The 13,857-nt window shown below is 32.6% G+C and carries 12 protein-coding genes; all 12 read left to right on the top strand.

Going from position 1 to position 13,857, the window contains the following annotated elements:
* The first annotated feature begins 27 nt into the window (after window positions 1-27).
* The 12 genes from DL346_RS23345 to DL346_RS23290 all read left to right on the top strand — a co-directional run bounded on the left by DL346_RS23345 (window position 28) and on the right by DL346_RS23290 (window position 13,794).
* The gene (locus tag DL346_RS23345) at window positions 28-723 is read left to right on the top strand and encodes a hypothetical protein (RefSeq protein WP_112884803.1); all 696 of its coding nucleotides are present in this window, start codon (window positions 28-30) and stop codon (window positions 721-723) included.
* A gap of 168 nt (window positions 724-891) precedes the next feature.
* Window positions 892-1,515: a sugar transferase gene (locus tag DL346_RS23340; protein ID WP_112885080.1), complete on the top strand. Its 624-nt coding sequence runs from the start codon at window positions 892-894 to the stop codon at window positions 1,513-1,515.
* 100 nt (window positions 1,516-1,615) lie between these two features.
* Window positions 1,616-2,821 carry a glycosyltransferase family 4 protein gene (locus DL346_RS23335; protein ID WP_112884802.1) on the top strand — a complete coding sequence of 402 codons (1,206 nt, stop codon included), beginning with the start codon at window positions 1,616-1,618 and terminating at the stop codon, window positions 2,819-2,821.
* Between the two features lie 8 nt (window positions 2,822-2,829).
* Window positions 2,830-3,918 (top strand): glycosyltransferase family protein, encoded by a 1,089-nt coding sequence (locus DL346_RS23330; protein ID WP_133257564.1) that lies wholly within the window; start codon window positions 2,830-2,832, stop codon window positions 3,916-3,918.
* Window positions 3,919-4,001: 83 nt separating this feature from the next.
* Entirely contained in the window at window positions 4,002-5,276 is a 1,275-nt protein-coding gene (locus tag DL346_RS23325; protein ID WP_112884800.1) for a hypothetical protein, read from the top strand.
* A 30-nt stretch (window positions 5,277-5,306) separates the two neighbouring features.
* Entirely contained in the window at window positions 5,307-6,566 is a 1,260-nt protein-coding gene (locus DL346_RS23320; RefSeq protein WP_112884799.1) for a glycosyltransferase, read from the top strand.
* A 66-nt stretch (window positions 6,567-6,632) separates the two neighbouring features.
* Window positions 6,633-7,655 (top strand): polysaccharide biosynthesis protein, encoded by a 1,023-nt coding sequence (locus tag DL346_RS23315; RefSeq protein WP_112884798.1) that lies wholly within the window; start codon window positions 6,633-6,635, stop codon window positions 7,653-7,655.
* Window positions 7,652-8,761 (top strand): capsular polysaccharide biosynthesis protein CapF, encoded by a 1,110-nt coding sequence (locus tag DL346_RS23310; protein WP_112884797.1) that lies wholly within the window; start codon window positions 7,652-7,654, stop codon window positions 8,759-8,761. Before DL346_RS23315 ends, DL346_RS23310 begins: the two co-directional genes overlap by 4 nt.
* Window positions 8,762-8,764: 3 nt before the next feature.
* Entirely contained in the window at window positions 8,765-9,889 is a 1,125-nt protein-coding gene (gene wecB / locus DL346_RS23305) for a non-hydrolyzing UDP-N-acetylglucosamine 2-epimerase (RefSeq protein WP_112884796.1), read from the top strand.
* A gap of 51 nt (window positions 9,890-9,940) precedes the next feature.
* Complete coding sequence (locus tag DL346_RS23300) at window positions 9,941-11,188, top strand: glycosyltransferase (RefSeq protein ID WP_112884795.1); 1,248 nt, start codon at window positions 9,941-9,943, stop codon at window positions 11,186-11,188.
* Window positions 11,157-12,260 carry a polysaccharide pyruvyl transferase family protein gene (locus DL346_RS23295; protein ID WP_112884794.1) on the top strand — a complete coding sequence of 368 codons (1,104 nt, stop codon included), beginning with the start codon at window positions 11,157-11,159 and terminating at the stop codon, window positions 12,258-12,260. Before DL346_RS23300 ends, DL346_RS23295 begins: the two co-directional genes overlap by 32 nt.
* Window positions 12,253-13,794 carry a lipopolysaccharide biosynthesis protein gene (locus tag DL346_RS23290; protein WP_112884793.1) on the top strand — a complete coding sequence of 514 codons (1,542 nt, stop codon included), beginning with the start codon at window positions 12,253-12,255 and terminating at the stop codon, window positions 13,792-13,794. The genes DL346_RS23295 and DL346_RS23290 overlap by 8 nt, the downstream gene beginning before the upstream one ends.
* The last annotated feature ends 63 nt before the right edge of the window (window positions 13,795-13,857 follow it).

Here is a 13,857-nt window from a genome sequence, read left to right as displayed (position 1 = left end):
GAACTAAACGTGAAAGGATTGAATCAAATGCGTAAAATGAAGCGGTGGAAAAGGGTAGCGTTGTGGATTGCAACAATTCTTATAGTACTCGGAGCTTCAGGTGCGTTTGTTGCTAACTACGCAGTAAATAAAGCGATAGGTTCCTTGGCAAGTAATCTTGAGACAGATTTGATAACAGATTTAACTGCTGAAGTACCTACTGATGAAACATCGAAAGCTGATACTTCTGCAAATGCTAGTGCTAGTACTGAAATTAGTGCAGATGCTAGTGCCAATGTAAGTAGTGTAGGTTCGAACCATAAAGATGCAAACACGGCAATGTCTGAAAAAATTAGCGATAAAACTAACAGTATTATGGATCCAGAGCAATCAAAAGGGACTTCACAAAATGGGGGTACATCAGTAAAGGGGGATTTAAATGGTTACTCCCCTGAAGTGTCTCCTGAAAAGGCGAAAAAAGTTCAGGGTAGTGTAACGATGAAAGAAAAGGCAGCAGTCACCTCGATTCTTCTTTCGAGTCTAAGCATGAGTGATTTGAAGAAGCTGCAGAAACTAGCAAGTGGTGGACTATCGCTCGCCGAGAAAAAAGAAGCTAGATCAATTATCTTAAATAAAGTTAGTCCTGATCAATATAATAAACTCTCTAACATCGCGAAAAAATATGGCGTAAGTAGAGGTATGAATTACGATGCAGTAGTAAAAGAAGAAATTAGTAGTAATTAGTAGTGATTTCGAAACAGGTTGAAGAAAAATGTCGCTTTCAGTGTTCTTTTTTGATCATGGTGATCAAAGACACTCTGAAAGCGATTATTGTATAAGGCTGAATACGATGGGGTTTGTAAAGTAATTAATGAGATTTTTCCTTTAGAAGATTGTATAGGGGTTGAGAATTTGTCTTATATAAGAATAAAACGAGGAATAGATTTAATACTATCCGTGATAGGACTAATAACTTTATCTCCAGTTTTTGCGCTTCTAGTAGTTTTGATTAAAGTAAGTTCAAGAGGTCCAGTTTTATTTAGACAAAAAAGAATTGGAAAAGATAAGATATTATTCGATATATTAAAATTTCGAACTATGAGGATTGATTCACCAAAGGATACACCAACACATTTGCTGGAAAATCCCGAAAAATATATTACTTGGATTGGGAAAATCTTGAGGAAAACTAGTCTTGATGAGCTGCCTCAGTTAATCAACATTTTGAAGGGTGAGATGAGTTTTATAGGTCCACGGCCCGCCCTTTGGAATCAGTACGATTTAATTAAGGAAAGAGATAAATACGGTGCCAATAAAGTGACACCTGGACTCACAGGATGGGCTCAGATAAATGGTAGAGATGAGATTCCTATCGAAATAAAAGCCAAATTAGATGGCGATTATGTAAAACAGATTAATTTCCAAATGGATATGAAGTGTTTTTTTGTAACTTTATTAAGCGTTGCAAAAGGCACTGGTGTAGTAGAAGGTGGAACCGGTAAGTTGTTAGGTAGTGAAAAAAGTCAACGGATTTAATAACGGAAAAATGCACTGCTGGGTGATAATAGAAAACGGCTTTTTGAACTACTTACATCAATATTAAAATGTGAGAATCCTGCAAGGGAGATAAATTGAATTGAAGATATTATTTATTACAACTGAGGGTTTTGATACCCCTGGACCAAATAATCAAATGGCTATGGTAATGATTAATGACTTTCTAGATGCAGGATTTGAGGTCCATTTAATTCAAAGCAGACGAAAAAGAATAAACCCGGATATTCCACCTTTATTACAGGGACGAAATGGATTAACATATGACGTTATTGATAGAAATGTGATAGATAAAACAAGATTTATTAATCGATATTTAGATGAAGCCATTTTCGCAATAAAGAGCTATAAAAAATGGAGAAAGATAAAAGATGCAGATATAGTTTTTTTGCAATCTTGTCCGACTGTACTATATCAACAAATTATGCTCAAATTCTTCAATAGAAAACCGGTAGTATATAACATATATGATGTATTTCCTGGGCATGCTTTTGACATTGGGGTAATTAATAATAAAACAGTGTACAATACACTTAAATATATACAAAGATTCACCTATAAACTAAGTACGATTATTACTGTGCTTTCTCAGGATATGAAGGACAAAGTTACAGAACAAAATGTTCCTTCTGAAAAAGTCAGAGTAGTTCCTGCTTGGTATGATGATAAAGCAGTTAAGGAGATTTCTGTAGAAAACAACGAGTTTATAAAAAAATATAATATTCCAACTGATAAGTTTTATATTCAATTTGCAGGAACTATTGGATATGTATTTAATTATAAGGCGATTGTCGAAGCTGCTACTATCTTAAAGCACGAAGAGAATATTGTATTCCAAATAGTCGGCGATGGGAATGTTAAGGAGCAGTTCATGGATGAAGCGAGGGATCGAGGGTTAAGTAATATTCAATTCTACCCACTTCAACCCCTTGAGATTGTTCCCGATGTATATAGTGCTTGTTCAATTTGTATTATTCCCCTTAAAAAAGGTGTAATAGGCAATGGAGTGCCTAGCAAAGCGCCGCTACTAATGGCTTGTCGTCGAGTAATAGTGAATTCCGTCGAATCTAATTCTCAGTATTCGAGAATGTTTAATGAAAATGGTTTTGGCATATCGGTATCAAATGATGATCATGAAGCATTAGCAAATGCAATATTGGACTTATACAATCACCCTGACAAAGTAAAAGTGATGGCAGATAGAGCCAAAGCATTTGGAGAGGTGAACTATACAAGTACTATAAATACAAAGAAATTTATACAAATTTTTCAGGAGCTTTTGAGGTGAGATATGTTATGAAGATTTTAATGATCGGTTTTACAAAACTAGCCTATATGCCTTATATGAATTTCTACCTGGAACAGTTAACTCAGAGCGATAATGAAATCCATTTACTATATTGGAATCGCGACGAAAAGGATGAAATCACATTACCATATAAAAATATAATATTACATGAATTTAAGTTATATCAAGAAGATGAGGTTTCTAAAGTAAGAAAAGTAAAAAGTTTTATAAAATTCAGAAAAAATGCAAAGCGGTTATTACTTAATAATAATTTTGATCTAGTAATTGTTATGCATACAGTCCCAGGAGTACTACTTAATGATATTTTATTTAGGTACTATTCAAAGAGATTTATACTAGATTATCGTGATATAACCTTTGAGAAAATAGGTTTATACAAAAAAATAGTTAATAGGCTTGTAGAAAATTCGATCGCAACCTTTGTTAGCTCTAATGCCTTTAGAGAGTATTTACCTGTAGTTGATAACATATTTACCAGCCATAATATTTTAATAGACTCACTTGACAATAGAGATATACGGAGATGTAAATCACGGAAGTCAGAACCGATTAGAATAAGGTTTTGGGGGTTTATTAGGCATGAGTTAATAAATAGAGCTATTATAGATGGTATAGCTAATGATAATCGTTTTGAACTTCACTACCATGGTAGAGAGCAAGATACTGCGAATAATTTAAAAAAGCATTGTGAAAGAAATAAAATAAAAAATGTTTATTTTCATGGGCAATATAATCCCGATGAAAGGTATGAATTTGCTAAAGAGACTGATTTAATCCATAACATATATGAAAATGATAAAATGACACAACCGGCAATGGCAAATAAGTTTTACGATGGCATTACTTTTTATATTCCGCAATTATGTAGTACTGGGTCGTTTATGGGAACTCAAATTACAAAAAACAGTATTGGTTTAAGCTGCGATCCTAGTAACAAATCTTTTGCGGATGACTTATTTAGTTACTATAACTCTATTGCTTGGAGTGAATTTGAGATAAATTGTGATAAGAAGCTAAGAGAAATATTAATGGAGTATCAGAGTGGGACTAATATAATTCGAGACATAGTTAAATAACGTAACTGTTTTATAATGTAATAATACAAGCAGGGAAAGTGGATTTTAATTTCTTTGCAAGATCTTTATTAGGAGGATATGATTTGCAAAGGCATATTTCAAGTTATCTTACGGGCTTTAATATAAGAACTGACATAGAAGATTCGAAACAAAAAGAAAGTTTCAGCTCCTATATTATAATTTTCCTCTTATTATATATCACATCGTCATATTATCTTAATGTGTCAAACGTAGTGCCAGGCATAGTATCTGTATTACTTTTATTATTTTCAGTGATTATAGGAATCTTTTTGAATGCAAAAGATTTTAAGTTAAACTTTAGTCTTGAAAGATTATTTCTTTTGTTCTTTTTATTGATTGTTGCTTTGATATCAGCATTTATTTATCAAGATGGTATATATAATCATGTAATAATTCTTGCTGCGGTAATCTCGGGATATTTATTTACCCTCTCATATTCGTTTAATAGGTTCGTTAAGATATATACAAATCTAATGTATTTTATTTCGATATTTTCATTAGTAGTGTTTTTAATTGTATCACTTTACCCATCAATACTGTATTTTGCCCCAATAGTAGGGCAAAGAGTTGGAGTAAATGTTCATAATTTATTCTTCTCTGTTGCACTACCTGGGGCGGAGTTTAATAGGAACTATGGTTTTTTTTGGGAACCAGGAGCATTTGAGGTGTACCTCAATATGGCTTTGATGTTTGAATTGTTTTTGACTACAAAAGTAAGAAGAAAATATATAATAATTTTTATTGCTACAATTGCTACAACATTTTCAACAACCGGTTATTTTGCGCTTGTGCCAATAATAATAGCTTATATTTTGAAAGATAAAAATTATTTGTTAAAGAATTTACGTATTTTTAAGTATATTGCATTGTTGATAATAGTGGTACCTTTAATGTTTAAACTTATGCCTGAAGATTATTCACGCCTATTGTTTGGAAAACTTAATGGTGTGTTTACCGAAAGTGGAAGTACGCACTTTTCAACATCAGTTCGGATTAATGCCGTAGTTTATCCTTTTTATGAATTTATTAAGTCTCCGTTTATTGGTATAGGATATGAAAAATATCTTTCGATGGCTGCTGAAAAGTTGTATACGATGCCGACTTGCACACCAATAAATTGGTTTACCCTTTTTGGAGTGCTATGGGGGATTCCATGCAACTACTATTATTTAAAAAATTCATTTCGATATAAGTGTGGAACATTTTCAAAAATTTTATTGGCAATTGCAATGTTAATAATTATCTTTAGTGAGGATTTTATAAGAATTGCTTTCATTTATGTTTTAGTTTTTTATGGGGTAGATAGTGTTAAATTTACTAATAAAGTTGAGAACTAAATATATAGATTGTTATGTTGGAGGTTAGTTGTGAAAACGATTTTGTTTTTGGTTGGAGAAAAGCTCTCTGCAAATGGGATTTGTGCGGATGCAGTTATGAATGAATTTTCTAGCATGGGATATAAAGTATTATGCATAACAAATGAAGAATATAAGTCAAGTAAATCAGAAATAAGTAATGGTATACACATTGTAAGAATTAAGCCGCGTTTAACATATAGAATGAATAATTGGTGTAATAACAATACTGGGGCTATATCTTGGATAGTACGTAAATTATCATTCGTATTAAATAAGTTTAAATTAATCTTAAGTATACCTACTTGGCCTCTAATCTCTCCAATGTATGCTTTTCGTTTCTATAGAGCAGCATCAAAAATGTATAATACTAGCGATTTCGATTGCATTATTCCAATCTATACTCAAATTGATACTATAATTGCGGGATACTTTTTGAAAAAAAAACACCCAGAACTAAAATTTGTCCCTTATTTTTTAGATTCACTCTCAGGAGGATATGGACCAAAAAAGTTCTCGAAAAATTGGATTGTTACTAGAGGGATAAAATGGGAGAGAAGATTGCTTAAAAATGCTGATAAAATAATAGTTATGAAAGCAAGTCAAGAACATCATGATCTATACACAAAAAATGAGGGATATTATTCAAGGATGCGAATACTTGATATTCCGTTACTTACATCTTTTAAGAGTAATAATAACAGTCCTTCCTCAAAGATACTTGATACGAATCAGATTAATCTAGTATATGTAGGATCAATACCTATACATATTCGTAATCCAAAGTATATTTTAGAAGTATTTAGTAGATTAAATATAGACAACTGTACACTTACACTAATTGGGACAAACACATGTCCGGATCTTATTAAAGAAGCACAGAAAAATTCAACAAAGAACCGTATTAGAGTGATAAATAGCATACCACACGCTGAAGTAATTAGTGTATTGAGAGATGCAGATTTCCTAATTAACATAGGTAATAATATCTCAACTATGGTACCAAGTAAAATATTTGAGTATATGACAACTGGAAAACCGATTATATCGACGTATCCTATTGAAAATGAGCCAAGTTTGTCTTATTTAAAACAATATCCATTATCATTGTTGTTAAATGAAAACAGGGAGCAGATTAATGAAGATACTTTAAAGCTAGAGAATTTTATTCAGAATTCTCGTGGAAAAAGTGTGAATTTACAGGGGCTCAAAGAGAGTATGTACTATAACACACCTCAAGCTTTTGTGAAAGAAATAGAGACACTTTTTTAGCAGTACTAATGATTGGGCGATTATTACAATTATATAAAAATGTGATATAGACAAGGAGATAGCTAGATGTTCAAGAATGGAACTTTATTAATCACAGGTGGCACTGGTTCTTTTGGTAATGCAGTAATGAGGAGATTTCTAGATATTGATATAAAAGAAATTCGAATCTTTTCCCGAGATGAGAAGAAACAAGATGAAATGAGAAAACATTATAAAAACGATAAACTTAAGTTTTATATTGGTGATGTGAGGGATTTGGCTAGTGTTAAGAATGCGATGCATGGGGTAGATTATATCTTCCATGCTGCAGCACTTAAACAGGTACCTTCATGTGAATTTTTTCCTCTAGAAGCTGTGAAAACAAATGTACTAGGAACAGAAAATGTATTAACGGCTGCAATTGAAAATGCAGTTAAAAAAGTCATCTGCCTATCTACAGATAAAGCAGCCTATCCTATAAATGCAATGGGTATCTCTAAAGCTATGATGGAAAAAGTATTTGTCGCAAAATCAAAAACTGTAGATCCACAGAGAACATTGATTTGTGGTACACGATATGGAAATGTTATGGCATCAAGAGGTTCTGTGATTCCGCTTTTTATTGATCAGATTAAAAATGGGCTACCACTAACAGTGACAGATCCAAACATGACAAGGTTCCTAATGAGTCTTGAAGAAGCAGTTGAGTTAGTTGTGTTTGCTTTTCAAAATGCTGAAGCTGGGGATATCATGGTTCAAAAAGCGCCAGCATCTACTGTTGGAGATTTAGCGATTGCACTTACAGAGTTATTTAATGTTGATAACGAAGTTAAAATTATTGGTACTCGTCACGGCGAGAAGTTATATGAAACTCTGTTAACCAAAGAAGAGCATGTAGTTTCAGAAGACTTAGGTGGATTTTATAGAGTACCAGCGGATAAAAGAGATCTTAATTATGATAAGTACTTTATTGAAGGGAATCAGAGTTTATCTTATGAAAGTGAGTACAACTCTCATAACACGAAAAGATTAAATATCGAGCAGATTAAAGATAAGTTATTATTATTGGATTATGTAAGAGAAGAATTGAAAGGTTGGAATAAGGCATGAAAATTCTAGTGACTGGTGCAAAGGGGTTTATAGGTAAGAATCTCATTGCGGAGTTAAAAAATCGAAATTACACGGATATCTTTGAGTATAGTAAAGAAACAGATCCAAATTTACTAGATGAGTACTGTAAAGAAGCGGACTTTGTATTCCATCTTGCTGGAGTTAATCGTCCTATAGACTCTGCTGAGTATATGGATGGTAACTATGGTTTTACATCAATTTTACTTGATACATTAAAAAAATTTCAAAATGCTTGCACAGTTATGATTTCCTCATCTACCCAAGCTGTATTAAATAATCCCTATGGTATTAGTAAAAAAGCAAGCGAAGATCTAATTAGTAAATACAGTAGAGAAACAGGTGCAAAAGTATTAGTTTATAGGTTTCCTAACGTTTTTGGTAAATGGTGTAAACCGAATTACAATAGTGCAGTAGCAACATTCTGTCATAATACTGCTCATGGACTACCGATCACTGTAAATGATCCCAGTGTTGTCATGAACTTGATATATATTGATGATATTGTTGAAGAGCTTATTAATGCACTTAGTGATAAAGAGACAAGGGTTGGAGATCTCTGTGAAATTCCAATTGTGCATACTATTACTCTTGGAGAAATTGTTAAATTGATATCTTCGTTTAAGGTAAGCCGTGAAGAACGCTCTATTCCCGATATGTCTGATGCATTTACTAAAAAGTTATATAGTACCTACTTAAGCTATTTACCAGACAATATGTTTAGTTACGATCTTAATATGAATATTGATCATAGAGGTTCCTTCACAGAGTTTATTAAGACTCCAGATAGGGGCCAGGTATCAGTAAATATCTCAAAGCCTGGCATAGTTAAAGGGAATCACTGGCACCATACTAAGAATGAGAAGTTTTTAGTAGTTAGTGGTCGAGGGGTTATTCGTTTTAGAAAAATTGATACAAATGAAGTATTAGAGTATTTTGTAAGTGGTGAAAAGTTGGAAGTAGTCGATATCCCTACGGGTTATACTCATAATATTGAGAACTTAGGTAATACAGATATGGTCACTATTATGTGGGCAAATGAATATTACAACCCTGAGAAGCCGGATACGATCTATTTGGAGGTTTGATCTATGGAGAAACTTAAAGTAATGACAGTCATTGGAACCAGACCCGAGATTATAAGACTATCGGCTGTTATAAATAAATTAGACGAATCAGAGGCCATAGATCATGTGCTTGTTCATACTGGTCAAAATTATGATTATGAATTAAATGAGGTATTTTTTTCAGACTTCAAATTAAAGAAGCCTGACTATTTCCTTAATGCAGCGTCTGGAAATGCAGTGGAGACTATTGGGAATATTATAATGAAAATAGATCCTATCATTGAGAAAGTGAAACCAGAGGCATTCTTGGTCCTTGGGGATACCAATAGCTGTTTATGTGCAATTGCAGCAAAAAGAAGGCATATTCCTATTTTCCATATGGAAGCAGGAAACAGATGCTTTGATCAAAGGGTACCCGAAGAGACTAACAGAAAAATTGTAGATCACATAGCGGATATCAACTTAACTTATAGTGATATTGCAAGAGAGTATTTACTTAGAGAAGGGTTGCCTGCAGATAGAATCATTAAGACAGGTAGTCCAATGTTTGAAGTGATTAACTCCAGAATAGAAGATATAAATAATTCTGCTGTTCTTGATAGGCTGAACCTTGTGGAAGGCGAGTATTTTGTAGTTTCTGCTCATAGAGAGGAAAATATAAATTCCGATATTAATTTCTCATATTTAGTTGATAGTTTAAATGCAATTGCCCAAAAGTATTGTCTTCCGGTGATTGTAAGCACGCATCCTAGAACAAAAAATATGATAGACACTAAAGGAATAGAGTTTAATCCCTTAGTTACAATATTGAAGCCATTAGGTTTTAATGATTACGTTAAGCTTCAAATAAATGCTAAAGCTGTTCTTAGTGATAGTGGAACTATTAGTGAAGAGTCTTCAATACTTGGTTTTAAAGCACTCAACATCAGAGAAGCCCACGAGAGACCTGAAGCAATGGAAGAAGCTTCAGTAATGATGGTTGGGGTTAGAAAAGAAAGGATATTGCAAGGATTAGAGGTGCTGGAAACTCAGGGAAAAAACACTCTAAGAATTGTTGAAGATTACAGGATGCCGAATGTTTCCGAAAAAGTACTCAGGATTATTTTATCATATACCGATTATGTGAATAGAATTGTCTGGGGAAAATAAAATCTTCAATCTAATATATGGCTCTACCGCTATAGGTGGAAGGTGAATTTAGTGAGTCGACATATAAAAGTGCTTCATATAAATTCGGTAAATTTTGGCAGTACTGGAAGTATTATGTTGAATATATCCAGAGAAGCGAATATGTATGGATATATTTCATATGTTGCATATGCAAACTCCCGTACTAACAAACAAATCGAAGTGGAAAACAACATTTTAATTGGGAGTATAATTGATAGAAATCTACATCTACAGTTGGCATATTATACTGGATTAAACGGATGTTTTTCAAACTTGACTACAAAAACGTTCATTAGGAAACTCGAAGAAATTAAGCCTGAGATAATTCATCTGCATAATTTGCATAACTGTTATATTAACTTGAAATTGTTGTTTGATTATATCAAAGAAAAAGAAGTTAAGGTAGTATGGACATTGCATGATTGTTGGGCGTTCACGGGTCAGTGTCCACATTTTACTATGGTACAATGTGAGAAGTGGAAAAAAGGCTGCTTTGAGTGTCCACAGTATAATGATTATCCTGCGAGTATAGTAGACAGAACTAAAAGGATGTATAGCTTAAAAAAGCAGTGGTTTACAGGGGTGAAAAATCTAACAATAGTAACACCATCGAATTGGCTGGCAGGTTTGGTTAGTGAATCTTTTTTGGGAAGTTATCAAATAAAGGTAATTAATAATGGGATTGATTTAAAACTCTTTAAACCAACAGAAAGTGACTTTAGATTAAAATACGGTTTACAAAATAAGAAAATCATTCTAGGTGTGTCGAGTATTTGGAACAAGAGCAAAGGGCTCGATATATTTATAGAACTATCTAAACGATTGGACAGTGGCTACTCGTTAGTATTAGTTGGTCTGTCTACTGATCAGATTATGAATCTTCCTCAGAATATAATTGGACTGACGGCACGTACTTCTAAAGAGTTGGTTGAAATCTATTCTGCAGCAGATTGGTTTGTAAATCCAAGTATGCAGGAGACAATGGGACTAGTTACTGTTGAAGCATTAGCTTGTGGTACACCTGCAATTGTTTCAAATTTAACTGCTGTACCAGAAACAGTTGATTTAAGTTGTGGTGTTGTAGCAGAAGAATATAATGCCGACACTTTCTATAAAATTTTATCTAATACTAGCCATACTATTTCGAAGGCAGATTGTCTAAGACGTGCAAGTAATTATGATATGTCAAAAAAATATAAAGAGTATATTGATTTATATAATTGCTTAAGTGGTGAAGGAGAAGAGTATGAAAAAAATTGGCATCCTGACTTTTCATAGAAGTATCAATTATGGTGCTGTGTTGCAAGCATATGCTCTAAAGAGCGTAATAACTAAGTTAGGGGCGCATTGCAATATAATAGATTATAAAAACCAATATATTGATGAGATAAATCGAGTGAAATTATTTGACTTTAACAGTAGTAAAAGTTTTATTAATGGGATATTAACTTATGCAGCAAAAAAGGAAAAATACGAAAAGTTTGTAGAGTTTCGTGAAAAATATCTTGTTGATGAAGAGAGAGATCTTGATATTAGTACTCTAAATCAACGTCAAAATTATTATGATGCATATATTACAGGTAGTGACCAAGTTTGGAACTACGGACTCTCCAATTTTGATAAAACTTATTTTTTAGATTTTGTTTCCGATAGTAAGAAGAAATATTCATATGCTGCAAGCTTTGGATTCCTGGAAATACCCAAGGATTACATTAACAAATACAGAGAGCTATTGGGTAACTTCAATAAAATATCGGTCAGAGAAGAGCAGGGAAAAAAAATAGTTAATTCGCTATTACAGAAAAAGGTCCCTGTTGTTCAGGACCCTACACTACTATTAAATGTCAATGAATGGATCGAAGCTTTTAGAATATCTAAAAATAACAACCCCAAAAAGTACATCTTATTATATTTAATGATTCCTGAACCTAATATTGTTAAATTTACAGAAGAACTAGCTAAAGAAACGGGATATGAAATAATATATATTACTGATAGGATTGCTCGAAATATTAAAGCTACATTTGCGCGGACAGTATCGCCTGTAGAGTGGCTAGAGTTGTTTTTGAATGCGACGTATATAGTTACAAACTCTTTTCACGGCGTAGCTTTTTCTATTAATTTTAACAAGAATTTTTTTATGGGCTTATTGCCTTCACCTGCAAATGTAAATTCAAGATTAGAGAACATTATAAATATATTTGGGTTAAAAGAGCGGCAAATTGGAATAGGTAATAAAATAGATATTGGAAATGTCATTGACTATGATCCAATTAACCGTATATTATCTGATGCACGCGAGCAATCAATGGCATATCTAAAGACAATAATAAGTGATACTGATGAGTAGAACAAAAAATTTCCTCTATAATTCAGTTTCAACTGGATTTTATCAAGTATTAGTCATGTTAACCGGTTTCATTACTCCGAAGATAATGCTTCATTTTTATGGATCAGAAATTAACGGATTAGTTTCTTCAATAAACCAATTTATTATTTATTTTAGTTTAGTTGAATCAGGGTTATCTGGTGCTGCGATTTATGCCTTATACAAACCTTTAGCAGAGAACAATTATAAAGCTATTAATGGTGTGATAAGTGCGGCTAAGAAATTTTATACTCAGTCAGGATATATGTTTGTTTCGTTGACAATTGGCTTAGCGTTCATTTATCCAATGTTCGTGAAATCGATGGCTGTGACACCATTAAGTGTTGGTTTACTAGTTTTAGTTTTAGGCGTGAATGGCTCATTAGAGTTCTTTACACTTGCTAAATATAGGGCATTATTAACTGCAGACCAAAAGGGTTATATAATTTCAATCGCATCAATTGTTGAAATTGTCATTAGTACGTTACTTATTGTTATATTAGCAAATCTAAAAGTTGATATAGTTACTTTACGCTTTGTAGCATTATTTTCAATATTTATTCGGTCATTCATTCTTATGATTTATGCTAAGAAAAAGTATAAATATATAAATTATAAAGAGAAGCCGGATCTTACCGCATTAAATAAAAGATGGGATGCTCTATATTTACAAATACTTGGAGCGATACAAATCGGTGCACCGATAGTTATTATTACACTTGTATGTAATGATTTAAAGCTAGTGAGTGTGTTTGCCATTTACTATATGGTTATTGCAGGAGTAAACGGTATACTTAGTATTTTTGTAAGTGGTTTATCGGCATCGTTTGGTAATATTATTGCTAGAAAAGAATTAAATACACTACAAAATGCGTATAAAGAGTTTGAGTTTTCATATTATAGTCTGATAACAATAGTGTATGCAACGACCTTTGTTACAATAATGCCCTTTATTCGATTATATACAATAGATATTAAGGATATTAATTATGATCTGCCGATTCTAGGTTTTTTATTTGTGTTAAATGGGCTATTGTATAACATTAAAACCCCACAAGGAATGCTAGTAATTGCCGCGGGAATGTATAAAGAAACGAAAGTTCAAACTACTATTCAAGGAGCAATCACTGTAATAGGTGGTGTAATACTGACACTGTATTTCGGAATGATAGGTGTTCTTATTGCATCTATACTTTCTAACATTTACAGGAGTATAGATTTGATGTGCTATATTCCTAGGTCAATTACAATGTTATCTATTAAAAGTACAATGTATAGAATAAATAGAATTTTTCTGTGTATATTTATTATCTACATCCCATTCTTAATAATAAAACCAGTCACTAATAACTATTTATCATGGTTAGTTACTTTGTTCGTCATAATGGTTTATTCTCTAGTAGTAGCAGCATTAAGTGGGTTTTTGTTTGATAGACAAGATATGTGGAATATTGCCAGAAGAGTAAATGCTATTCTAAAAAAGCGCCAAGTTAAAAAAACAAATTATATTCGTTAATGTTCGTTTTAAAAGCGCACAAAAGTTAAATAATATTTAAAAAGAATTCATAAAGAACAATAA

Origin of the sequence: Paenibacillus montanisoli (genome assembly GCF_003268025.1) — a bacterium.
In the GTDB taxonomy this organism is placed as follows: Bacteria; Bacillota; Bacilli; order Paenibacillales; family Paenibacillaceae; genus Paenibacillus_Z; species Paenibacillus_Z montanisoli.
This window is presented reverse-complemented; position numbering and strand designations above follow the sequence as displayed.

Excerpts from the sequence above, each read along its gene's own strand:
- DL346_RS23290 (WP_112884793.1), top strand. The coding sequence starts at position 12,253 with ATGAGTAGAACAAAAAATTTCCTCTATAATTCAGTTTCAACTGGATTT.
- DL346_RS23330 (WP_133257564.1), top strand. The coding sequence starts at position 2,830 with ATGAAGATTTTAATGATCGGTTTTACAAAACTAGCCTATATGCCTTAT.
- DL346_RS23345 (WP_112884803.1), top strand. The coding sequence starts at position 28 with ATGCGTAAAATGAAGCGGTGGAAAAGGGTAGCGTTGTGGATTGCAACA.
- DL346_RS23310 (WP_112884797.1), top strand. The coding sequence starts at position 7,652 with ATGAAAATTCTAGTGACTGGTGCAAAGGGGTTTATAGGTAAGAATCTC.
- DL346_RS23295 (WP_112884794.1), top strand. The coding sequence starts at position 11,157 with ATGAAAAAAATTGGCATCCTGACTTTTCATAGAAGTATCAATTATGGT.
- DL346_RS23315 (WP_112884798.1), top strand. The coding sequence starts at position 6,633 with ATGTTCAAGAATGGAACTTTATTAATCACAGGTGGCACTGGTTCTTTT.
- wecB (WP_112884796.1), top strand. The coding sequence starts at position 8,765 with ATGGAGAAACTTAAAGTAATGACAGTCATTGGAACCAGACCCGAGATT.